The following is a 20,570-nucleotide window of genomic DNA, read 5'->3' as shown; positions in this document are numbered from 1 at the left end:
GAGCGAAACGATGAAGAGTTTATTAATTAGCCTTGGCATTTCAATGACCCTAATCTTTGGTGGAGGATTTGTTATTCGCTTTATACGGGATTCGGATTTTTATATTGCCGAGTTCATAGCGGGAATCCTAGGCATTATTATTTTAATCACGGGGATCTTTGTAAAGGTTAAAATGAAAATCGAAGAAAAGAAAGAAAAAGTGTGCTAGTGCGTGGAGTATGCTTTTAAATTTTTTATACGAAAGTGGGTGCATTGAATTTGAATATTCTACATAAAATTCCCATAACACCGATTGGCAATTTGCAAGAGGAATTGAAGAACGCCATACCGCTTTCCATTGCCATCGGTCACGATAACGATGTGTTCGTTTTACTGACGGAAGAACAGCCTCCGTTAATAAATGATCGATTTCCTGCAACTATCACGGAAGAACCCTATAACTACCATGTGATTCACTTGAAAGATGGACAGAAAACGGTGATCGAGTTGCCAGGAGAAACGTGGAATTATCATTTTGTCCAGCCTATTGATGAAGATCATATATTGCTCGTCGGTGCCCGTTCCTATTACCAGAGCGCAGAGAATATAGAAGAAAATGCACGTGTGTATGACAGAAATGGTCGACTGGTTCGTTCCTTTTGTTTAGGTGATGGAATTATGCATGTCCATGTAACCAAGAAGAAGGAGATTTGGACAGGATACTTTGACGAGGGAACATGCGGCAACTACGGTTGGGATGAGCCGATTGGCAGCAGCGGTCTCGTTGGATGGGATGCAGAAGGCAACAAGTGGGATTCCCTTGAAGGAGATACGACTTATTACATTTTCGAGTGCCTGGCCCTAAATAGTAATCCAGACGATGACATATATTTTTTCTTCAGCATAGAAGGCATGGTGGGGATACGAAAAGACGAAGCATCCTCGTATTATGAACTGGATGACCTTGATTTCACTTCATTCGCTGTGAATCGTGACAAGATGGTCATCCATCACAGGAGGGAAGGAAGTATCCTTATGGAACTGGAGCGACGAGGCAACCGTTATGAAACTGTCCGGAAACTTGAACTGATCAAACCGGATGGAACACCGGTCATCCCTCTAGAAGTCAGCAACCGAGAGGACCAGCTGCTGTTTTTAGATGGTGATGAGCTGTACTTGTATAAAGCAGGATATGCTGATTGACGAGAAGTTTACGGAGCAGTGAACAAGAATAGCTCACTCGGCATCTACTTAGTAACGGAATAGGCTATGAGATGAATAGTTGGTATCCCTTATGTCAGAATCGCCCTAATATCTATATCACCGTATCTAAAAAGGAAGGAACCCCATGATTGGAGAGAAAGAAACGCTTTCAGTTCATCGCTATAGTTTCATCGAGAAGCTTTTATTTAAGCCTGTTCGTTTCAACTCTACTAAACTGGCGCAGGAGTTACGTGGGAAGACGATTCTGATTACAGGAGCGAGTTCGGGGATCGGCGAGCAAGTCGCGTATCTGCTGCAAGATTATCCTGTCCATTTGATATTGGTCGCTCGGCGCAAAGAAAACCTGCTGCGTATCCAAGAGAAAATTGAAAAGAACAAGGCGACTGTTACGGTCTTTACAGCCGACCTGCGAGTGGATGATGAGTTGGGAGGGCTGATAGACCTGATTCAATCGCTGCCTGGCGGGCTGGATATCATGGTCAGTAACGCGGGATTGTCCATCCATCGGTCAATTTATGAGTCACTGGACAGGTATCATGATTTTGAAAGAACCATGGCGATCAACTACTTTGCGCCTGTCAAAATGCTATTGTCGTTCATTCCATTGTTAGAGAAAAACAATGGGCAGGTCATCAATGTATCTACCATCAATTCCTTGTTAATCCCTTTTCCCGGATGGGCTGCATATCAAGCTTCCAAAACGGCGTTCGACAACTGGTTGCGTTCCGTCGCAATTGAGTTGCAGCGAAATGGTGTATCGGCTACTTCAATCTATCTTCCATTAGTAAAGACGGACATGATCCGACCGACAGCGGCATATGACCGGATGCCGGCGATGTGTCCGAAACATGTAGCAATAATCATTTGCAAGTCCATGTATACGAAACGCAAACTATATAGGCCTTGGTGGCTGCCATTCGGACAATTGTCCTCCGTACTTTTCCGGAGAACAATAGAAATTGGAATGCAGAAGATGAGCGGAAGAAGGGATCGACATGCAGGTTCGTAGCCTAACTCACCTGTTGAAAGAGATGAGATTGCTGTCACCGATGGGGGCTGCTGGATTCGCCTCGTCGGTCGCGAAGCATGGGGTAAATATTATGATTTTATTGGAACTCGCAGAAAAGTTCCATGGAGACAAAATTGCGATAGTAGATGATCAGGAGTCGATCAGTTACTCGCAACTCTGCAAGCAATGCGATATTCTCGCATTTCACCTACAACAAACTTACGCGATCGATAAAACCAAAAAGGTTGCGTTCCTTTGTCAAAATCAATCCTCCGTCGTCAAAGCCATCTTTTCTGTAGCCCGTTTAGGGGCAGATATCTATTTATTGAATACGGAAATGGGCAGCAGCCATTTTGATGAATTACTGAAACACCATGCATTCGACCTATTCATTTATGATCAGGAAGTAAGTGGGCTAGTGGATAATTCTGTTTATCGGAATCCGAAAATTTTGAGCTTTCATGATGACTTGCATGCCATCAATCATATGACATGTAGCGAATCCTTCGTCGCCAGTAAAGTGAAAAGAACGTCAGCCGGAAAAATTGTACTTTTGACCAGCGGTACAACCGGGAAACCGAAAAAAGTGATTCATCAACCATCGCTTTTCAATTATGTCCAACCATTTTTGACTATGGTGACGAAATTGAATCTTACAGAACGCAAAAATGTAATGATTGCTACTCCCGTTTATCACGGATATGGAATCGCAATTCTGCTTTCCTTTTTAACGTTAGGGAAGACAGTAATTCTGAGTAAAGGGTTCTCAGCAGAAAAAGTGTGTACTCTTATTCGTACACACGAAATAGAAGTGATTACGGTGGTTCCTTTGATGATTGAAAAACTCTTAACACATAGCGATGGTGTTTTAACTTCGTTGAAATGTATTGCTTCCGGGGGAGCAACATTGCATCCAAAGCTTGTTCAATGCATTGAAGAGAAACTTGGTCAGGTTCTGTTCAATCTATATGGGACTTCAGAATCGGGTCTGAACTGTATTGCGACTCCAGAGGAATTATCAATATCTAGGTGTACAATCGGCAGGGTGATTCAGGGCAGTCGGCTGAAGATACTGGATGAAAAGAAAAAGGAAGTAATGGTTGGAAAAATCGGGCAGTTTTATGTGAAGAACAAATGGTCGATGAAAAATAAGGAATCACGTTGGATCAGCACTGGAGACTTGGGGTACATAGACCAGCATGGCTTGTGGTATTTGTGCGGTAGGACAGATGACATGATTGTATCTGCTGGTGAAAATGTCTATCCAATTGAGCTGGAGCAACTCATAAGGATTCATCCCTTAGTAAAAGACGTGGCGGTCATAGGGATACAAGATGATAGATTCGGCCAACGGTTATGTGCATTTATAGAGCCGGTCAACGATGATTTAACAAGTGAATCCTTCAACAATTGGTTAACTGGCAGGGCTGCCCGATATCAAATGCCTAAAAAAGTGATAATCCTTAGTAACATTCCGTACACCTCCTTAGGGAAACCGGATAAGAAAAGGTTACGAGCAATGACAACTGGCTGTGTCAGTTTGTAAAGTAGTTTTAGAAAGTGATGTGCAACAAACAACCATGATTGTTTAAACGTTCATGATTGTTTCTTACGCATGCGCTGTACATTAAGTGCAATTGCAGATATCGTGCTGGTAATGAGACCAGATAGAAATGATTAATGCAATTGGGAGCAGTTGTTGAATAAGTGCTACGATGTAAACGAACTTATGCAAATATCTTTAGCTGACAAGAGGATGAGTCTTATGGATAGCATTCCAAAAGTAAGACAAATATTACTTGACGAGGAAATCGGTGAGCAAGAGTTCATTGATGTATTTAATAGGGTTTTCAAGAAAGAATGCTTTATTTATGCAATCATACCTGAATGGGATAATGAGCTTCTTAATCGATTGTCTAACAATTTTATTACTGTAAAGAAATTCCCCTTACCTTTATTATATATTTTCCCTAGAACTATAGGTTTTTTAGGGTATATGAAAGATGTGGAAAAACATTATATTTTTGATTTTTACTTAAAATCTTCAACAATAGATTTCTTAATATTCTCTGAAACTGACGTCTCCAAGCTTTTAAAAGACATAAATAAGAAAAATATAGATATTAATAAAGTATTTGAATCAAATCAAATTTCTCATATAACTATTGGTCCTGATGGCCAATGGTTAAATGTAGTTGAATATTGAAAAGGCCTTTAGGCTTGGGAAGAGTGCAGTCTTGGAATAAGATTTACTCTTCGATAGGCCAATGTGTTTGATAGGGATTTAATTATTAATAATGTTTTGGGGGGATATGTATGTCCGGAATTTCATTAGTTCCACATAGTGAGTTTTTTGCGAAATCAATGTCACTACTTTCGTCAGCATCTCAAGTAAAAGACGCATTAGGGCTTACTGATGATCAAACTTCACTTGAAGGAACTGTAGGTTTTATCAAGTTTATTAAGGAACAAGAAAGATTGGGAAAGCAGTATTCAAGAGTTATCCTTGATGAAAGCGAAAATTTAATTGGGGTAATAACACTAAAGGACATTGATAATACCAACAAAACTAGTCATATCGGTACTTGGTTAGGGCATCCATATTGGGGACAAGGCTATAATTTATTAGCAAAAAAAGAAATCTTATATATTGCATTTATGGAATTGAATTTGGATTATGTGTTTGCTGGAGCTGAAATTTCTAATATACGTTCTATGAAATCCCAAGAAAAGCTCCCATTTATGAAGATTGAAGTCCAAAATGAATATTTAGATGAACATAAGAAATTAGAAACTGAGGTTGGCTCCCCTTGTATTTTAAACGTTGTAGAAAAAGAAGTCTTCTTAAAATGGTATTTACAAACAGAATGCAAAAGCTAATTGATTAAAAGGGCGCGATTCTAAAAGAAGGTATTAGCATGATCTACATAAAGGCCATTTAGTTAGAGTGAATTACAAGTAAGTATTGAAAATGGATATTAAATAGTGACAAGTTTGAAGATTGCTTCCACATCAACATGCGAACAAGTTCTTTAACAAGGATTAGCGATCCCTTTAATGATTGGCTAAGTTGGTGCTATAAAATTCAAGAAAAAGTTTTGAGACATACATGAAAATCTGAGGAAGTGATACATATCGAAAGTGTTCAAGATCTTTTGCCTAGACATAAGTACGATACTGAGCGTGTGGAAATGATTAGCAAAATGAGTAGAGATAAAATAGTACCATTGTTGCCAGGTTTACTCGAGTGGATTCAAGATATAAATTGGCCAGTGGCACCAAGTGTGTTGAAAATACTTTTGACCTTCCCAGAAGAGATTGTTCCCCATGTGCAAGATGTTTTATCTTCTGATGATGATAATTGGAAGTGGTATATTCTACACTTTTTAGTAATTGAATTGCCGGCAGAGTCAAAAATTCAGTTTAAAGAGTATTTAGCAAGAGTAGTCGAAAATCCTACACAAAATGAGCACGGGGAAGAACTTGATGAAATTGCCAAAGAGATTTTAGAAACCCTGTAATATAAGTTATTTAGTTAACCAACGAAATCATTAACGGAACTGGGTTGTGAAAGAACATGTTGAAACTCTTGGAGGTGGAATTCAGTGAGTTTGCACAATCACGAATCACCAACAGCCTATAAACGAGTTTTCGACCGCTTAGCGATCTATGTGCTTGCGGTCTTTCTCTCCCCCGTTCTTTTCGGTGCTTGTCTGGCGTTATATTCAATGGCAATGGTTGACGACTCCTGGGGATTCGGTCCAACCGTCTTCGTAACAGCGCTTTATTCGCTGCCGTTTTTTGCTCTCGGAGCCTTTCCAGTTTCCTTGTATATCGATTCCAGTGTCAGAACAAAACAAAGCCCCCGGTGGATCAAGAGCCTTCTTTACACGGGGGCTGGTAGTATCGCCGGTCTTCTTAGCGCCGTCCAGTTCGGTGATATGTTCTCCATTCCTGTTATGGCTCTCTACGGTGCAGTCGGTGCCCTTGTACATTTCGGAGTAGTGGAACTTGTAAAAAGACTGTTCAGATGAGATGAATTGCCTGTGTTGACAATCAGGGAGCTCAGTGAAGTCAACTGCTGACAAGACAAGGAGGTGCGGTATGAACTCTTCTGATGAATACAAAGGGCTGAAAGATTACACATTCCTGCTCTCCTCCCTTTTAATCCTCCTGGCTCTTCCATGGATCAAGCGAGTGGACGGTAGCACACCTTTGAAAGTGGGAATTCTGCTAGTTGTTATCTGTCTGCTGTTTTCTGCAAGACGACTGATCAGACATGAGTGGCTGGCTGCAAAGCTCGTCTCTCTGCATGTGAAGATGTGGCATCTGTATATGGTGGTCGCGATTCTGTACTTTCTATACGCAATAATTTCTTGAACAGTCTTTAACTAAATGAATGGCTTGAGAGTAGCAAATAAACCCCAGAGGAGGATAAAAGCATGGCAATTACAGCAATATACATAGTTTTGACGCCTGTTCTGGCGTTTCTCAGCGGACTGCTGTCATATAGCATGATGCTGCGGCTGTTGTGGAACGAATCGATTGGAGCTGAATTAGGAACGGTTGTCTTTTGGGGCAGTGCGGTTTTTTCGGTCATGATTCCTGTCTATTTTACTGTTGTCTACCTTATTGCGCGCCGCTTCAAGCATAATGCGCTCCTTCTCTTTCCCGCTGCCTGTCTTCTGATTTCTTTCCTGCCAGTACTTCTAATCTTTGCACCTTTCGGCAGTCATGCGCTGTTTTCGGAACAATCCGCACTTGTTACTGCATTCTTCACAGCCGCCGGCATCATTTTCGGTTTGTGCAGCTGGCTGTTCAGGAAATTTAAATGGAGATTCAATCACTAACACACATATGAAGTTCAAACTACTAACAATTATATGAAAAAAGTGTTATTTAACCCGAGATATTATGGTAAAATTGTGGAAAAGGATGTGTTCATATGATAAAAAGATTTCGTAATATGTCTCTTTTTGTAATCGGCCTTTTAGCAACTGCCATAGGGTTGCCTGTCTTAAATGCAACAGCCCTCCCTTCGTTCGATGTCGTACTCTATTCCATGTTCGGGGAAGGAAGCATATCGGCGCTGCTGTTTGCTGCTCTTCTTATCGGAATGGTGCTGTTATGTATGAAAAAGTTGGTCGAGAGCTACCAATTACGCGGATAGTGTTTTCAACTTAGGAGAAATGGTAGCTGATTATTCTGTAAGCGCCTGTGGATTTTTTTGTTGCAAATAGTGGTATTCAGAGAACTAAGTGAATGCAATACTACAGATTGTCTATGGAACGTTTGCATTGATCCGCAGGCTTGGATCGATTATCGGTTTACACAACGCAGTCAGGACTGCACGGAGTATTGGGTGGAGGAATAGGGGGAGAGCCAATGAATCTGTTCATTCTCGGAGTAGTGCTCGTTTTTGTAAAGACGAATCTGCAGCTGTTGGACACGGGAGTGTTTTACTATGTCACGAATGCTGCAGGATATTTGCTGATCCATACTGGGATTCGTCAGTTGAGGGAGGAAATCCCCGGAGCACGGCGGTTATTGGCTTACGTACTGGTGATGGTGCTCCATAGTGTCGGATTCGCTGTACTGAATGGCACCGGACATTCGATTCGGACGATTCCGCTGTCAGGCGGCGTGAACACGATGACAGCGCTAATTCTTACTCTGCTTGCTGTTGTAGGAATGGCAATGGTTTTTTATATTCTCCATGAAGTGCTCGAGGCGGTACGAAGTAAGGAGAATGCCACTTTTCCGGAAGTGGGGAGTCTTGAAAAGGTGCCTGGACTGTTGCTTATCCTAATGGTTATAACCTGCGTTCTCTTCTTTACCGTACCCTCTGCTGCAAGCTTTTTGATGATTGTCCTAATGGCGGCGGAATTGGTGTTTGTCGCCAGTTTTTCTGCAAGGGTACGAGTGGTCTGAGAGGCTAATTCTTGAAAGAGGTGCGATGAATGAAGCTGAATGATTTTATGATGAAGAGTTTTCCGGGATTGGAGCTCCGTTCGCCTCTGTTTTACTCTTGGGATGCGAGCATCCGGTTCGAACTCGGTGTGGATGAGAGCACTGTCAGTATTCATGAAAATCCACGGTATTTACAAGGAGTGTATCGGCGAGCAATCGATTTATTCGAAGCGCTGCATGCGCCTCAAGATGTGCTCTATCTTGTAGCTGACGCCCACGATTTAGGAAAAGGGTATGCGTTGCAGCGGAAGTTGAATGTCTTTACGAAGTATGTAAATACGACCTCGGTCTTGCGCCATCTGCAGCACGAGAACCGTCCTTTCCTCTATCCTGAAGATGATGAAGACGGCATCTACCGGACCCACCGGTTCAGTCTTAGATGCCGTCGTTCGGATTTTCGGTATGCTGCACTGCTGAAGGCGATCTGCAATCAGAATATGGGTAAAAGACCCTCTATCCACTATCCCTTCTATTTTGTGAATGAAACGAAAGGGACGATCTACTATGTCTACGACGATAGAGGCTGTGATGTGCTTGGAACGGAACCGGGGGTAATATACTCGGTGTATGAGGAGTATAATGACTGGATTTTGGATTATGATCGTGCGGAGATTGATAAGGTGTTCACTTGTTCTGGATAGATGATTGGACAATCGCGTTTGTTGAACTATCTTTTTGCAGAGATGTACGTAAAAGTGTGTAACCGGCAATAGCGCTCGTTGCCTTGCTAAATTGAATAAGTGAGGGATTCATACATGACAACAACCTATGTGAATTGGGGAGAAGCAAAAGTAAAACTAACATGGAGACCTGAAATCCAATGTCCACACTACCATTTAATCACGAGCGTTCATGGATTTTGCTTTTATAAGGATCAGTTGTTATTGGTTAAGTTAAATCATAGAGGATGGGACTTTCCAGGAGGTCACATGGAATTAAATGAAACTCCTGTGGAATGTTTGAAACGGGAAGCTATGGAAGAAGGTTACGTTGAAGGGAAATGTCATTTTCTTGGGCATATTGTAGTTGATCATAATGAAAATCCAAATTGGAGTGAAGATAGCCCATATCCGAAAATCGGTTATCAGTTGTTTTACCGTATGGATATTGAGAAATTACATAGCTTTACAGGAGAGTACGAGGCCTCGGAAAGACGTTTAATAGACCCGAAAGAAGTTTCTAATTACTATCGTGACTGGCATGGACTGTATCAAGATATATTGAATTATGCATCTAGGATAGAGTGAGTGCCTAGAGCTCCGGAAATGGAGGTCTATTGCATGTTGATAAGAAAAAGGAGAAGTTCAAGTGAGTTTTCAGAGTGAAATAAGTCCAATACTATCCAGAAAGATTATCTCTGCTTCAATTTCAGGAACTACATTTGCGATCGTGTTGGGTCTATTTATACCGGATCCATTTGATGTAGGTATTCGTTCTCTTGGTGAATATATACGGGAGTTGCAAATATCAGTTCCTGGATATCTTATTTATAGTTTTCCAGTCATCTTGCTCTACGGTACAATCGCTTCCATGATAAGTGACTACATAGCCTGTTTCATCTCAAATCACACACATAAATCTTTGGAAATTTACTTTTCTTTTGCATTACATGTTCTGTTTGGTTTGGTTCTACTTTGGTATAGCTTGTTAGCGTCTATTCTATACTTTATAACTGATTATATTTTAATTAAAAAGAACATCTATAAATGGAGTAATGCTCTCTTGAGTTTAGGTATTCCGTTAGTAGTCTTGATTCTATTTTTTGGAAGTATACATATTGTAGATATGTTTGGGTGACCGCTTGTAAAAAAATCGGTCCAAAAAGGTGTATTAAGATGTTGGGAGGATGATTGACATGAAAAATACAAACATTGGGCTGGTTTTACTTCTGTCAAGCGCCATAATATTTGGTTCTGCTTTAATATCGGCATCAATTTATTCTCTTACTCTCGGTGGTGTAGATGGTCAAGGGTGGAACAATAATTATGGGGTTTTTGGGACTGCACTATTGAAAGTAGGAACATTGCCATTACTAGTAACGGTATTATTAGTAATAGCAGGGGTCGTATTGATAGCGAGACCCGATAGAGAAGATTAATGCAATCAGGCTCGATTATTGAACAATTGTTACGCTATTATCGAGAGAGAAAGATGAACCTATTCTAAAATGATTTATTTAAGGAATACCATGATTGGAAAATAACAAATCTATATTCATTTAGCAAGAGGGTCTGCTCGGACAATATCCTTCTATAACTAAGAATTGTTCTTGAATGATTTACATAAGAGCCAAGTAGTAAAATTACGGACAATGAGGAATAGGGAGGGGATTATATGGCACGCTGCTCAAATTGTAATTACAAGTGGAAGGTTAAAGACGTTCTTGCACTTGGTTTTTCAAAGAGGGAAAGAATATCCTAACTGCGGTCATAGGCAATACTTATATGCCGAGACACAAAGACTATTTACGTTAGGATACTTGAGTCTTCTATTTGTTCCGTATCTCCTTTCAAAAATCAAATTGAGCGGCAAGGACGAACCGTTATGGTAATTTGCTTCAAACGCGGCCAATTCTAGAAGAAACGGTTACAAGATATGATGAACAACAGACCAGACGGAGGTAAACGATGATTCCTGCAACTGAAGTTGATAACCGTGTACAAATCAGACCAATAACGAAAGAAGACTTTGCATATGTTCTAAAATGGAGCAAGGACGTTACTTTTTGCACTGCTAACGAATGGGAGCGAAATCGGAAGGAGCCAGAATTGCATTCCTGGTGGTTACGTTGTGTCAATCAGACAGCTGATGATTTCCTTCGCATGGGCATCGAACTGGATCATAAGCTGATTGGTTATGTAGACTTGGCCCATATTGAGAATCATTCAGCTGAACTCGGCATTGCCATTGGTGACAGTGAGTTATGGGGCAAGGGAATTGGACATAGCGCAAGCAGACGGATGATGGAGTATGCGTCCACGCAGTTAGGGATTACGGTTTTCACTGCGGAAACCCACGAAACCAATAGGCGATCACGAAAGATGTTGGAAAGGCTGGGCTTTCTTGAAGTCAGCAGAATGGGCACCGAGTACTATCTAGGCGCTGATACAGCGTTAATCCAGTATAGACTGTCTTTGTAGATAGGGATCTTTCTGTGTATTTTCACTTGAGCATCGCATACACAACCTGAATTTGTTCTTCATCTTGATGAAGAAACTATGTCTGACGTACCGGAATTTTGTAATGTAATTTTGCTGTTAAGTATAACTTGACCATCTAAAGAGAAGAAGTACCTTACCTGCTAAAGAACCGGAAAACCAATTAGAAAATCGAGGAGGATTTCATGCCCAGCACGATAGCCGGTAGAATCGCATTTGCCATGTTTGTAATCTTCGTCATTCAAATCATTACGGTTATCACTCTATTCTTCACGAACCCTCTCATGGGAATCTTGGTCATAATAATCTCAACCATACTTGTTGGGCCAATCTTTTTAGTGACTGGAACGCTAGGTGCCGTATTCGAAGACGGATCTAAAAAAGCGATTCCGCTCATAGTGCTTGTCTTGGGGGCCATTGAACTCGCAATGTTCTTGTTTGTTGCGTTCGGATTTGAATTTGGCGGTTAAAGCGTCCAGAAGTGTGCATGACACGGCATTCACATATGAGAAAGTCAACAGCCATTCGTCAAACGGAGATTATTTTTAACAAAATAAAACTTAGGATGCTGTGATTATTCCAAATTCAGTTAGTTATATTTTCTTTCTTATGTTAGCTGGGTGGGCAGCGTCGAATCGCAAAGGGACCTTTATATTCTTCAATATGGGCATGCTAGGTCTCCTTTTCGCTTGGACAGGACGTAAAGGGACAGTGAGAATTACTCTATTCTCTCTTAATATGATCGCACTTATGTTTTATGCAATTCTCTATATCATTGGAATGATTGGCTTCCAAGAACCGTGAGTGGGGACGGAGTAGTGATTCGTAAGGTTCTAGTAGGCTCTCATAGGGGTTTGGTTGAATGATTATAGTTGGAGGTGAAACAATGTTTGGAACTATAGTTTTAATTCTCTTTATTATTTCAATGTACTTCCTGCTTCTAAAAGAGAAAAGGGTCGTTAGAATAGCACTGTCTCTTTACTTTGCATTGGTATCCGTCGTGTTCCTAACCGGAATTTCAAGAATTACAAAAGAATATCATTTGTACCAGGGGCCGGTTCCCGATGAAGGGTTTCGAGCGTTGGGGGATTGGGTCGGCATGTTTTCATATTTCTTCATTATCCCGGCCTTTATTGTGATTGCCTATGTTACGTATAAAATATTAAAACGGATCATGAAAACCAATAGATTGCGAATCGCAGTCTATCTCATCTGGATAGTGTTCCTCCTCGCAGTCAGCTTCGTTTCTTTTTTTATCTTCACTCTGATTTTCTATGGATTTGCTCCTTAACATGTTCTTGAAGAATTCGTTGTGTCCAAAACAACACTTTTCTGATTACGTTCATTAGCCTGAAGAATGCTAATAATCCAAGGACACCGTTCCTTTAAAGTATCGGTGTTCTTTTTCTCTGTAAAAGAATAGTAGATTCATTTCTGTTATTGCACTGTATAATGATATTAAAACCACTCAAATCTGCAATTTGTCTTTAAAGGGGGTTACTATGCAATTCATATCGGAACTGCTCAAAAAACCATGGTTTTTGGGGAGTCTAGTCATTGTTTTTGTAGCTATCGTCTTATGGAACATTCCGGTTGAAAAAAGGAAATATGGGCTCTCTCAAGGCAGTTTAGTTACCGATTATACCGGACTTCTCCCTGAGCGTGTGGAACGAGTCGTGAAAGCGGAAAACCGAAATGATTTGCAAAGGATCGTCAAAGAAGCAAACGATAATGGACAGAAGATCTCGGTTGCTGGATTGCAGCATTCGCAAGGCGGCCATACGTATTATAAAGAGGGTGTCGTACTGGATATGCGAACTTTCAACCGGATACTTGAGATAGATGAACGGCAGAAGACGATTCGTGTAGAGGCAGGAGCCACGTGGGAAGATGTCCAAGAGGCCATTCAACCGCATGGATTCGCTTTGAAAGTGACTCAATCGCAATCCATTTTCACGATAGGCGGTTCCCTGTCGGTTAATGCGCACGGGCGGGATATCCGTTTTGGCCCAATGGCGGAAACCGTAAAGGAAATGACGCTACTAACCCCTTCAGGTGAGATGAAGACCATAACGAGGGAAGATCCCGATGAATGGATGAAGTATGTGTTTGGCGGATACGGATTGTTTGGCGTGATTTTAGATGTGACGTTGGAATTGACGGAAAATGACCTCTACACGATCCATACGGAACAGTTGAAATCAAATGAGTATGCATCCTATTTCAAACGGTTATTGAAACAGCGAAATACAGCGATGCACTATGCCAGAGTGAGCGTTGCGCCCGCATCTTTCCTCGACGAAATGGTGGTTGTCAATTATGACTTTACAGATAAACAGGATCATAATACGGGGCTCAAAAAAGAGCAAGGTGTCAAACTGAGTAAGCTGGCACTTGATGTAGGACGAGTAGGAGGAACTTTTGAAAATTTGTTTTGGGGAACACAAAAGCAGTATATTGCTTCTCTCGATGGCGAGGAAATTACCCGGAATAATGTGATGCGCTCCGAATCGACATTTATGGAGTACACGAAGCCGGGGCGGGTGGAAGTGTTGCAAGAGTTTTTTGTTCCAGTGGATGCCTTTGAAGCCTATCTTCATGATTTAAAGCAAGTGATTCCAGCCAACGACAGAAAAGACGATTTCAAACTTCATAATATAACAGTGCGATATGCGGCCAAAGACGATTTCACGACACTGAATTATGCCAAAGAGGACATGTTCGGTTTGGTTGTTTTGATCCAACATGGACTAAAGGAAGAACAGGTTGCCAATGCGCAATCACTCATCCGGAGTTGGACTGACTTAACTCTTGAGCATGGAGGGACTTATTACTTGCCTTACTACCGTTATCAAACGAAGGATCAATTCAGGGGTTCGTACCCTGCGTGGGAAGAGTTTAAGGAAGAGAAATTACGAAGAGATCCTAATAACGTCTTTCAAAATATGTTCTATGAGTATTACGTAAAGTGAAGGAGCGTAGCATGAATTCCAAAAGTGCACGGTATCTGCCGCTTGTTGTCACGGTAGGACAGGTTGTCATTTTCCCATATTATATCATTTGGTTGAAGCAAGTCTCTTTGACGTTCACGTTATTTGCCTGGTTCTTTGCGGCATTCTCTTTTGCGGCGGCCTGGGGGTATCGGACATTTCAGTCGAAAAAGAATAAGGAACGTTCTTATATATTCGTTGTGTATGCAGGAATGGGAATGGTGTACATACTGATTGGCTGTACAACGAATTCATATGAAAGTCTCCCTTATATAGTGCTCCTCTTACAAGTCATTCTTGGCTTATTACAGGGGTACTTTCGTGCCTGGCATACTGAGCAGGAAACGTACCATTTACACGCGGTTCATCATTATTTGATTGTCGGTTTCATGATGATCGGCTTTAGCTTTCTTAAAATCATATCGCCAGTTGTTTTTCTTACTATTTTTGGTTTCTTGTTATTGATGTGCAGTTTGTGGGAATTCATCAGAAGAGAGAAGTGGACCTTAACAAAAAACGTTTAGCAGCCTGTTGAATGCCGCTTTCAACTCTTCCTGCATGATGGACCTGAAAGTTTCTTAAATGGAATCTCATAAGTACGTGAAAAGACCGCTAATGAGCTCATTAGCGGTCTTTTCAAATGGGAAAATTGTTTATAGGATTTTTAATTTATCTCTTTTACAGAACTGGTTAGCGGCGGATTATGTCCTAAGTTTTTATCCACAGGAATGACCAAGTTCAGAATCACCGTCGCCAGTGCTCCTACTGAAATCCCTGAAGAGAGAAGGTAATTCGCCCAGTTCGGAACGGTTGCGAGCACTTCTTTTGGAAGCACAGTAACCGCGATCGTCAGCAAGATCGGAACGCCGATGACAATCATGTTGCGGTCATCGATAATGATCGGCTGGATGATTTTCATCCCATTCGTGACAATGGCGACGCAGACAATACCGAAAATCCCGTTAATGACGGATTCCGGGATGCAAATAATGATTGCAGATAATTTGGGGATGAACCCAAGTAATACGAGGATGAATCCACTCGCCATGATCACCATGCGGCTGCCGACTCCCGTAATTGCGAGGAGTCCTGCGTTCGATGAATAGCCAGTGAGTGGCGTACTTCCGAATAGGGAACCGACGAAACAGCCAAGCCCTTCACCGAATGATGCTCGGTTCAACCGCTTTTCATCCAATTCCTCTTCTGTAATTGTGGAAACGACGAACCACGTTCCAGTTGTTTCAAGCAGGATGATCAAGTACACAAGCATCATCGTGAGGATGGCACCCATATCGAATACGGGTTTTCCGAATGGTAATAATGTCGGAAGTGAGAACCATGCAGCGTCTTTGACCGGCGTAAAGTCAATCGGGTAGAAGAAACTTGCGGCAATCGATCCGGCAACGATAGCAAGAATGACAGAGACGAGTCGGAAAAACGAGCCGAATCGTGGCAAACGCTTACCGAGAACCATACATGTGACAAGGACACCTGCAGAGACTGAAGCGATTGCTACGTTTTGACCAATAGTCCCTTCGGCAAAGTAGATGTTATTCAAGCCGACAGGCATTAACGCGATACCTACAATGATGATGACTGTACCTCCAACGATTGGCGGAACAATTTTACGGACGGTTTTTGCGAATACTTTCAAAGGATAACCAAGGAGTGCAATCATGATCGCGCCAGGAATGAGGCTTCCTGCAATGGCTCCAAGTCCTAGTTTACTGCCAATTGCGGCAATCGCACCAATCGGTACATATGAAGGACCTTGAACAACTGGCAGTTTCAAGCCGAAGCCAGTTTGTATGAGCGTCGCAAGTCCAGTTGCGAGGAAGCACATCTGAACAAAGAATGAAGTATTTTCAGTACTCAACGAGAGTAAGCCCGCAACGATAATGGGCGCAATATACAAATCCATCGCGAGTACGTGCTGTAATCCGAGTGCAATCGCTTTTGGATAACTAACTTTCTCATCAACACCGATGAGCAGACCATCTGGGCGTTTCTTGGACAACATGAACACTCCTTAATTCGTTTTGGTGAGGTATAGTTTGGAGTATAAAGAATTATTATGAGTTTGTACAGTACAAATACGAACGTTTTGTAAAATTTATATAAATTAGTTCGTGTTTGGGGTTGACCAATATAAATTGTTTTCGTACACTTGGGGTAACTAAACAAGTGGAAGGGGATCTATCCATGCTGAAAGATACTGTGTTACAAGAAGAGTGGCTCGTTGCTTGCCGATCTCAAGATGTCCAAGAAGCACCAATCCAAATTTTTTTAATGGGAGAACGATTAGCGATTTTTCGGAATAGTAAAGGGGTCCATGCCTTTAAAGACTTATGTATCCATAGAGGAGCTGCACTATCACTAGGGGAAGTGAAAAATGATTGTCTCGTGTGCCCATATCATGGCTGGGAATATGAAGATGAAGGAGATTGTGTGAAAATCCCTCAGTTGCCTGAAGGAAAATCGATTCCCAAAAAAGCGAAGGCTGTGACGTATCCGTGCGTCGAAAAATATGGGTTCATCTGGGTGAATCTTGCAGGGAATGAGCCGGAGTTCTTTTCTTATCCAGAAATGGAATCAGATGAGTGGAGAAACGTCATCTGGGGTCCCCAGGAAGCGGAAGCGCTCCCCCCTCGGATTGTAGAAAACTTCTTGGATGTCGGTCATCTGGCTGTCGTTCACCAAGGTTATCTCGGTGAAGAGTCGCACCGAGAAATTGAACCTTATAAGATGAATGAAGTGGATGGAAGAATGTTTTCTGATGAAATCCGGATTTTCCAACCGGATGCAGACGGTACAGGAGTAGCCAAATATGTGTACTACACATATGAGATTGTGCGTCCGCTCACGGTACGTTTCACGAAGCGGGATGCAGAGAATGATACATTGATGACAATTTTACTTACGGTTCGTCCGATGACTGAAACGCATTCTGTCGCTTATGGAATTTTGTCGTTCAACTACGATACCGGGCAGACAGATGAAGAGATTGTAGAGTTCCAGGACTTGATATTCGCTCAAGATAAACCGATTGTTCAAAACCAGAAGCCTGAAGAACTGCCCCTCGATTTGCAAGTGGAATTGTCGCTCGTTTCGGACCGTGTGAGCATCGCGTATCGTCAATATTTAAAAAAGTGTGGCGTCACTCTAGGCACAGCATAATAGGTTTGTGAAAAGCTATCCGTTCTGGATAGCTTTTTTGAGTTGTGTGATAAACTGATGGAAAGAATGTCCGCTATGAATTCATTAAGAACGATAGAATAGGAGGGACGTTATGTTGAAACGAAAGTCCGCATTGTTTTCATGGGTCTGTGCAGTTTTCTTGCTAGCTTCTTGCGGAGCGAATGCTGGTAGACCGAGTACTGAGCCGGAACCGGAAGCTGGATATGTGTTGAAAAAAAATGTGACCAATATTAACGAGCACTTGAATTATGATGATAGTGAGTTACACAAAATTTACTTTGCAGGCGGCTGTTTTTGGGGTGTGGAAGCGTATTTTGCAAGGCTTTACGGAGTGCAGGATACAGTTTCCGGTTACGCGAACGGAACAGGAGAACATCCGAGCTATGAAGAGGTTATCAAAGGTGATGAGAAATTCGCGGAAACCGTGGAAGTCACCTATGATCCGGACCGGATTTCGCTGGAATCGCTCATTGATCACCTGTTTCAAGTGATTGACCCGACAACGAAAGACAAGCAAGGGAATGATGTAGGCGTCCAATATCGTTCCGGTATTTATTATTCAGATGAGGCGGATGCGGAAATTGTGAAGGAAGCTGTGAAAGATGAACAGCAGTTCTATAAAAAGGCCATTGCAACGGAAGCGGCACCTCTAGACAACTTCTATGAAGCTGAAGAGTTCCATCAAGACTATTTAGTGAAGAATCCGAACGGGTATTGCCATATCAATTTGCGTGCGTTGGATGATGTCAAAATCCAACCGATTATCCGGGATGAAGAGGTTGTGAAGCGGTTAAGTGAGCCGAAAGAGGATGAAGAGACGAACTGATGGGGGGATTGTAGGATGAAGACGTTGCTGATTAGAAACGCACGGATCCGGGATGATCAGGATTTGCAGGACATTTGGATGGAGGAAGGGTTCATCCGGAAAATCGGATCGGGATTCACTGCTGACGCGGATCGCGAAATTGACTGTGAAGGAAGGGTTGTTCTTCCTGGCTTGGTTGAAGGGCATATCCATCCGGACAAAGCATTTTTAGAGGAACGGAAACCGAATGTTTCTGGAACCCTTGAAGAGGCGATTAAAAACACAGGTGAACTGAAAGCGGAATACACGTATGAAGATGTGTATGCGCGTTCTGAGAAAGTACTGAAGTGGGCGATTGCTAAAGGAACCACGGTGATGCGCGCTCATCCCGACGTCGATCATATCGAGAAGCTGCTTGGCGTGGAAGTATTACTTGCATTGAAAGAAGTCTATAAGGATAAAATCGACTTGCAAATTGTTGTGTTCCCCCAAGAGGGCATCTTGAAATCCGAAGGGACGCTCGAACGGATGGAAGAGGGCATTCTTATGGGGGCAGATGTTGTCGGAGGCTGCCCTTACAATGAAAAGACGCTGGAAGATTCCATTCGCCATTTGGAATTGGTCTTTGACTTAGCGCAAAAGCATGAGTTGCCGCTCGACTTGCACGTGGATTTCGCCGATCATACGGAAGATCCTAGATACTTGCTGACGGATCGTATTTGCGATCTGACGATAGAGCGGGGGCTGCAAGGACGTGTGACGCTCGGCCATGTGACGACACTTGGATCGCTTGAACCTGAAGAGGCTTCTGTGTTATTTACAAAGATTGCAGAAGCGGGAATTACAATCATGCCGCTGCCTGCAACGGATGTATATTTAAATGGACGGAATGATAATAAGAATGTACGGCGCGGGATGGCGCCTGTAAAACAGATGCTGGAGCACGGAGTGAATGTGGCGTTCGCTTCGAATAATATCCGCAATGCCTTTACGCCATTCGGCAATGCGAACTTGCTGCTGATCGGTTATCTGCTTGCGGAGACACAATTTATGGGATCTGCAGAACAGCAGCGGGCTGTCCTCGACATGATCACTTATAATGCAGCGAAGTGTCTAGGTATTGAAGAGACTTATGGAATTGCTGAGGGGAAGAAGGCGGACTTGGTTGTGTTTGACTCTCAGAAATTGAGTGATGTGATTCAAGACCAGCCGATTGCTAACTTCGTCATTAAAGCGGGCAGAGTGATTGTCGAACAGTCCGTGAATGGCGTTGTTGAATAGAGCTCTATAATGTTAGATTGTTTTGAAATCGGATGGTTATATGGTAAAGTAACACCATTACAATGTTTGCAAAGGAGGCTGCTTGGATGACGACAGTTGGATTTGTGCGCCATGGGGTGACTGCCTGGAACAAACAAGGACGAGCTCAAGGGAGTACGGATATTCCGTTGGACGAAGAAGGAATTAGGATGGCGGAACGTGCAGCAGAGCGATTCGCTGCAGATACGTGGGATGCCATTTACACAAGCCCTTGGCAGCGTGCGAAACGGACTGCGGAACTGATCGGTCGGCAGATGACACATGCCGAAGTGATTGAAGACAAGCGGCTGCGTGAACGTGCTGGCGGTTTGATCGAAGGGACGACGGAAGCCGATCGTTTGGCAAAGTGGGGTCCCGATTGGAAACAGCTGGATTTGCACGGGGAGTCCCATGATAGTGTGATCACCCGAGGCATGTCGTTCATACAAGAGATGCAGAAGCGTTATCCGGACGGCCGGGTGCTCGCAGTCAGTCATGGCGGTTTCATCAAACGGTTATTGTCTGAGTTATTGCCTGGGACGACCTACGAAGAACCACTCGGGAATACGTCGTTGACAATTGTGAAAATCGGCGAGGACGAAAACATTTGCGAGTTGTTCAATTGTACAAATCATTTACATGAGATGAAATCTTGAAACCGGCATGCCTTCGGGCAGCCGGTTTTTTTGTGTGCGTGGATATTATGGAAGGTGTTCTCGATCAGTAGGGAGTGTTTGTTTGTCGTTAAGTGAAATTTGTCCGACTAGCAGCGGGATTTGTCGGTCATGCAGAGAGATTACCCGGACACTGGGCAGCGTTTCTCCATCATCCAGAGGGATTTCTCCGACACCTAGCGGAATTTCTCGATAACGAGACACAATTCAAGGGAGGGAAGGGACTGATTGGTGGCGCTTCGTTTGTTTTAGGGAGGGCTAACA

General features: G+C 42.6%; 27 protein-coding genes. 26 read left to right on the top strand and 1 reads right to left on the bottom strand.

Features of this window, described 5'->3' with window-relative positions; all coding sequences use genetic code 11:
• The first annotated feature begins 10 nt into the window (after positions 1-10).
• The 21 genes from ABE021_RS01345 to ABE021_RS01245 all read left to right on the top strand — a co-directional run bounded on the left by ABE021_RS01345 (position 11) and on the right by ABE021_RS01245 (position 14,854).
• Positions 11-208, top strand: coding sequence for a hypothetical protein (locus ABE021_RS01345; RefSeq protein WP_430286367.1), 198 nt, complete (start codon positions 11-13; stop codon positions 206-208).
• A gap of 50 nt (positions 209-258) precedes the next feature.
• A complete protein-coding gene (locus ABE021_RS01340; RefSeq protein ID WP_430286366.1) occupies positions 259-1,182 on the top strand; it encodes a hypothetical protein in 924 nt (307 codons plus the stop codon).
• Positions 1,183-1,327: 145 nt separating this feature from the next.
• A complete protein-coding gene (locus ABE021_RS01335; protein ID WP_430286365.1) occupies positions 1,328-2,212 on the top strand; it encodes an SDR family NAD(P)-dependent oxidoreductase in 885 nt (294 codons plus the stop codon).
• Entirely contained in the window at positions 2,199-3,758 is a 1,560-nt protein-coding gene (locus ABE021_RS01330; protein ID WP_430286364.1) for an AMP-binding protein, read from the top strand. The genes ABE021_RS01335 and ABE021_RS01330 overlap by 14 nt, the downstream gene beginning before the upstream one ends.
• Positions 3,759-3,977: 219 nt before the next feature.
• Complete coding sequence (locus ABE021_RS01325) at positions 3,978-4,418, top strand: hypothetical protein (RefSeq protein ID WP_430286363.1); 441 nt, start codon at positions 3,978-3,980, stop codon at positions 4,416-4,418.
• Positions 4,419-4,528: 110 nt separating this feature from the next.
• A complete protein-coding gene (locus tag ABE021_RS01320) occupies positions 4,529-5,092 on the top strand; it encodes a GNAT family N-acetyltransferase (RefSeq protein ID WP_430286362.1) in 564 nt (187 codons plus the stop codon).
• Between the two features lie 245 nt (positions 5,093-5,337).
• The gene (locus ABE021_RS01315; protein ID WP_430286361.1) at positions 5,338-5,733 is read left to right on the top strand and encodes a DUF5071 domain-containing protein; all 396 of its coding nucleotides are present in this window, start codon (positions 5,338-5,340) and stop codon (positions 5,731-5,733) included.
• 84 nt (positions 5,734-5,817) lie between these two features.
• Positions 5,818-6,246 carry a hypothetical protein gene (locus ABE021_RS01310; RefSeq protein ID WP_430286360.1) on the top strand — a complete coding sequence of 143 codons (429 nt, stop codon included), beginning with the start codon at positions 5,818-5,820 and terminating at the stop codon, positions 6,244-6,246.
• Positions 6,247-6,316: 70 nt separating this feature from the next.
• Positions 6,317-6,592 carry a hypothetical protein gene (locus tag ABE021_RS01305; RefSeq protein ID WP_430286359.1) on the top strand — a complete coding sequence of 92 codons (276 nt, stop codon included), beginning with the start codon at positions 6,317-6,319 and terminating at the stop codon, positions 6,590-6,592.
• Between the two features lie 62 nt (positions 6,593-6,654).
• Positions 6,655-7,062 carry a hypothetical protein gene (locus ABE021_RS01300; protein ID WP_430286358.1) on the top strand — a complete coding sequence of 136 codons (408 nt, stop codon included), beginning with the start codon at positions 6,655-6,657 and terminating at the stop codon, positions 7,060-7,062.
• Positions 7,063-7,157: 95 nt separating this feature from the next.
• Positions 7,158-7,382, top strand: a complete 225-nt coding sequence (locus tag ABE021_RS01295; RefSeq protein WP_430286357.1) for a hypothetical protein — start codon at positions 7,158-7,160, stop codon at positions 7,380-7,382.
• 215 nt (positions 7,383-7,597) lie between these two features.
• Positions 7,598-8,143, top strand: coding sequence for a hypothetical protein (locus ABE021_RS01290; protein ID WP_430286356.1), 546 nt, complete (start codon positions 7,598-7,600; stop codon positions 8,141-8,143).
• Between the two features lie 29 nt (positions 8,144-8,172).
• A complete protein-coding gene (locus tag ABE021_RS01285; protein WP_430286355.1) occupies positions 8,173-8,823 on the top strand; it encodes a DUF3885 domain-containing protein in 651 nt (216 codons plus the stop codon).
• Positions 8,824-8,937: 114 nt separating this feature from the next.
• Entirely contained in the window at positions 8,938-9,429 is a 492-nt protein-coding gene (locus ABE021_RS01280) for an NUDIX domain-containing protein (RefSeq protein ID WP_430286354.1), read from the top strand.
• A 61-nt stretch (positions 9,430-9,490) separates the two neighbouring features.
• Positions 9,491-9,979: a hypothetical protein gene (locus tag ABE021_RS01275; RefSeq protein WP_430286353.1), complete on the top strand. Its 489-nt coding sequence runs from the start codon at positions 9,491-9,493 to the stop codon at positions 9,977-9,979.
• 58 nt (positions 9,980-10,037) lie between these two features.
• Positions 10,038-10,280 (top strand): phosphatase, encoded by a 243-nt coding sequence (locus ABE021_RS01270; protein ID WP_430286352.1) that lies wholly within the window; start codon positions 10,038-10,040, stop codon positions 10,278-10,280.
• Between the two features lie 529 nt (positions 10,281-10,809).
• Positions 10,810-11,322: a GNAT family N-acetyltransferase gene (locus tag ABE021_RS01265; RefSeq protein WP_430286351.1), complete on the top strand. Its 513-nt coding sequence runs from the start codon at positions 10,810-10,812 to the stop codon at positions 11,320-11,322.
• Positions 11,323-11,525: 203 nt separating this feature from the next.
• Entirely contained in the window at positions 11,526-11,810 is a 285-nt protein-coding gene (locus ABE021_RS01260) for a hypothetical protein (RefSeq protein WP_430286350.1), read from the top strand.
• 416 nt (positions 11,811-12,226) lie between these two features.
• Complete coding sequence (locus ABE021_RS01255; RefSeq protein WP_430286349.1) at positions 12,227-12,631, top strand: hypothetical protein; 405 nt, start codon at positions 12,227-12,229, stop codon at positions 12,629-12,631.
• Between the two features lie 211 nt (positions 12,632-12,842).
• On the top strand, positions 12,843-14,312 hold the full coding sequence (locus ABE021_RS01250; protein WP_430286348.1) for an FAD-binding oxidoreductase: 1,470 nt from the start codon (positions 12,843-12,845) through the stop codon (positions 14,310-14,312).
• 11 nt (positions 14,313-14,323) lie between these two features.
• Positions 14,324-14,854: a hypothetical protein gene (locus tag ABE021_RS01245; protein WP_430286347.1), complete on the top strand. Its 531-nt coding sequence runs from the start codon at positions 14,324-14,326 to the stop codon at positions 14,852-14,854.
• A gap of 140 nt (positions 14,855-14,994) precedes the next feature.
• On the opposite strand, the gene ABE021_RS01240 is transcribed toward ABE021_RS01245, so the two are convergent.
• Positions 14,995-16,350 carry a uracil-xanthine permease family protein gene (locus tag ABE021_RS01240; protein WP_430286346.1) on the bottom strand — a complete coding sequence of 452 codons (1,356 nt, stop codon included), beginning with the start codon at positions 16,348-16,350 and terminating at the stop codon, positions 14,995-14,997.
• Between the two features lie 182 nt (positions 16,351-16,532).
• Here ABE021_RS01240 and ABE021_RS01235 point away from each other — a divergent pair, with 182 nt between their 5' ends.
• The 5 genes from ABE021_RS01235 to ABE021_RS01215 all read left to right on the top strand — a co-directional run.
• A complete protein-coding gene (locus ABE021_RS01235) occupies positions 16,533-17,507 on the top strand; it encodes a Rieske 2Fe-2S domain-containing protein (RefSeq protein ID WP_430286345.1) in 975 nt (324 codons plus the stop codon).
• A 112-nt stretch (positions 17,508-17,619) separates the two neighbouring features.
• Positions 17,620-18,354, top strand: coding sequence for a peptide-methionine (S)-S-oxide reductase MsrA (gene msrA, locus ABE021_RS01230; RefSeq protein ID WP_430286344.1), 735 nt, complete (start codon positions 17,620-17,622; stop codon positions 18,352-18,354).
• A gap of 15 nt (positions 18,355-18,369) precedes the next feature.
• The gene (locus ABE021_RS01225; RefSeq protein ID WP_430286343.1) at positions 18,370-19,614 is read left to right on the top strand and encodes an amidohydrolase family protein; all 1,245 of its coding nucleotides are present in this window, start codon (positions 18,370-18,372) and stop codon (positions 19,612-19,614) included.
• 86 nt (positions 19,615-19,700) lie between these two features.
• Complete coding sequence (locus tag ABE021_RS01220) at positions 19,701-20,288, top strand: histidine phosphatase family protein (RefSeq protein ID WP_430286342.1); 588 nt, start codon at positions 19,701-19,703, stop codon at positions 20,286-20,288.
• Between the two features lie 92 nt (positions 20,289-20,380).
• Positions 20,381-20,570 (top strand): hypothetical protein (locus tag ABE021_RS01215; RefSeq protein WP_430286341.1); only part of this gene is annotated, 190 nt, incomplete at its 3' end.

Origin of the sequence: Sporosarcina gallistercoris (assembly GCF_050459885.1) — a bacterium.
Taxonomy (GTDB): Bacteria; Bacillota; Bacilli; order Bacillales_A; family Planococcaceae; genus Sporosarcina; species Sporosarcina gallistercoris_A.
The sequence above is the reverse complement of the archived record's forward strand: the minus strand, read 5'-3'. Positions and strand labels throughout refer to the sequence as shown.

Excerpts from the sequence above, each read along its gene's own strand:
- ABE021_RS01280 (WP_430286354.1), top strand. The coding sequence starts at position 8,938 with ATGACAACAACCTATGTGAATTGGGGAGAAGCAAAAGTAAAACTAACA.
- ABE021_RS01335 (WP_430286365.1), top strand. The coding sequence starts at position 1,328 with ATGATTGGAGAGAAAGAAACGCTTTCAGTTCATCGCTATAGTTTCATC.
- ABE021_RS01260 (WP_430286350.1), top strand. The coding sequence starts at position 11,526 with ATGCCCAGCACGATAGCCGGTAGAATCGCATTTGCCATGTTTGTAATC.
- ABE021_RS01300 (WP_430286358.1), top strand. The coding sequence starts at position 6,655 with ATGGCAATTACAGCAATATACATAGTTTTGACGCCTGTTCTGGCGTTT.
- ABE021_RS01305 (WP_430286359.1), top strand. The coding sequence starts at position 6,317 with ATGAACTCTTCTGATGAATACAAAGGGCTGAAAGATTACACATTCCTG.
- ABE021_RS01295 (WP_430286357.1), top strand. The coding sequence starts at position 7,158 with ATGATAAAAAGATTTCGTAATATGTCTCTTTTTGTAATCGGCCTTTTA.
- ABE021_RS01220 (WP_430286342.1), top strand. The coding sequence starts at position 19,701 with ATGACGACAGTTGGATTTGTGCGCCATGGGGTGACTGCCTGGAACAAA.
- ABE021_RS01320 (WP_430286362.1), top strand. The coding sequence starts at position 4,529 with ATGTCCGGAATTTCATTAGTTCCACATAGTGAGTTTTTTGCGAAATCA.
- msrA (WP_430286344.1), top strand. The coding sequence starts at position 17,620 with ATGTTGAAACGAAAGTCCGCATTGTTTTCATGGGTCTGTGCAGTTTTC.
- ABE021_RS01270 (WP_430286352.1), top strand. The coding sequence starts at position 10,038 with ATGAAAAATACAAACATTGGGCTGGTTTTACTTCTGTCAAGCGCCATA.
- ABE021_RS01290 (WP_430286356.1), top strand. The coding sequence starts at position 7,598 with ATGAATCTGTTCATTCTCGGAGTAGTGCTCGTTTTTGTAAAGACGAAT.
- ABE021_RS01325 (WP_430286363.1), top strand. The coding sequence starts at position 3,978 with ATGGATAGCATTCCAAAAGTAAGACAAATATTACTTGACGAGGAAATC.
- ABE021_RS01345 (WP_430286367.1), top strand. The coding sequence starts at position 11 with ATGAAGAGTTTATTAATTAGCCTTGGCATTTCAATGACCCTAATCTTT.
- ABE021_RS01235 (WP_430286345.1), top strand. The coding sequence starts at position 16,533 with ATGCTGAAAGATACTGTGTTACAAGAAGAGTGGCTCGTTGCTTGCCGA.
- ABE021_RS01255 (WP_430286349.1), top strand. The coding sequence starts at position 12,227 with ATGTTTGGAACTATAGTTTTAATTCTCTTTATTATTTCAATGTACTTC.
- ABE021_RS01285 (WP_430286355.1), top strand. The coding sequence starts at position 8,173 with ATGAAGCTGAATGATTTTATGATGAAGAGTTTTCCGGGATTGGAGCTC.
- ABE021_RS01245 (WP_430286347.1), top strand. The coding sequence starts at position 14,324 with ATGAATTCCAAAAGTGCACGGTATCTGCCGCTTGTTGTCACGGTAGGA.
- ABE021_RS01265 (WP_430286351.1), top strand. The coding sequence starts at position 10,810 with ATGATTCCTGCAACTGAAGTTGATAACCGTGTACAAATCAGACCAATA.
- ABE021_RS01330 (WP_430286364.1), top strand. The coding sequence starts at position 2,199 with ATGCAGGTTCGTAGCCTAACTCACCTGTTGAAAGAGATGAGATTGCTG.
- ABE021_RS01225 (WP_430286343.1), top strand. The coding sequence starts at position 18,370 with ATGAAGACGTTGCTGATTAGAAACGCACGGATCCGGGATGATCAGGAT.
- ABE021_RS01250 (WP_430286348.1), top strand. The coding sequence starts at position 12,843 with ATGCAATTCATATCGGAACTGCTCAAAAAACCATGGTTTTTGGGGAGT.
- ABE021_RS01240 (WP_430286346.1), bottom strand. The coding sequence starts at position 16,350 with ATGTTGTCCAAGAAACGCCCAGATGGTCTGCTCATCGGTGTTGATGAG.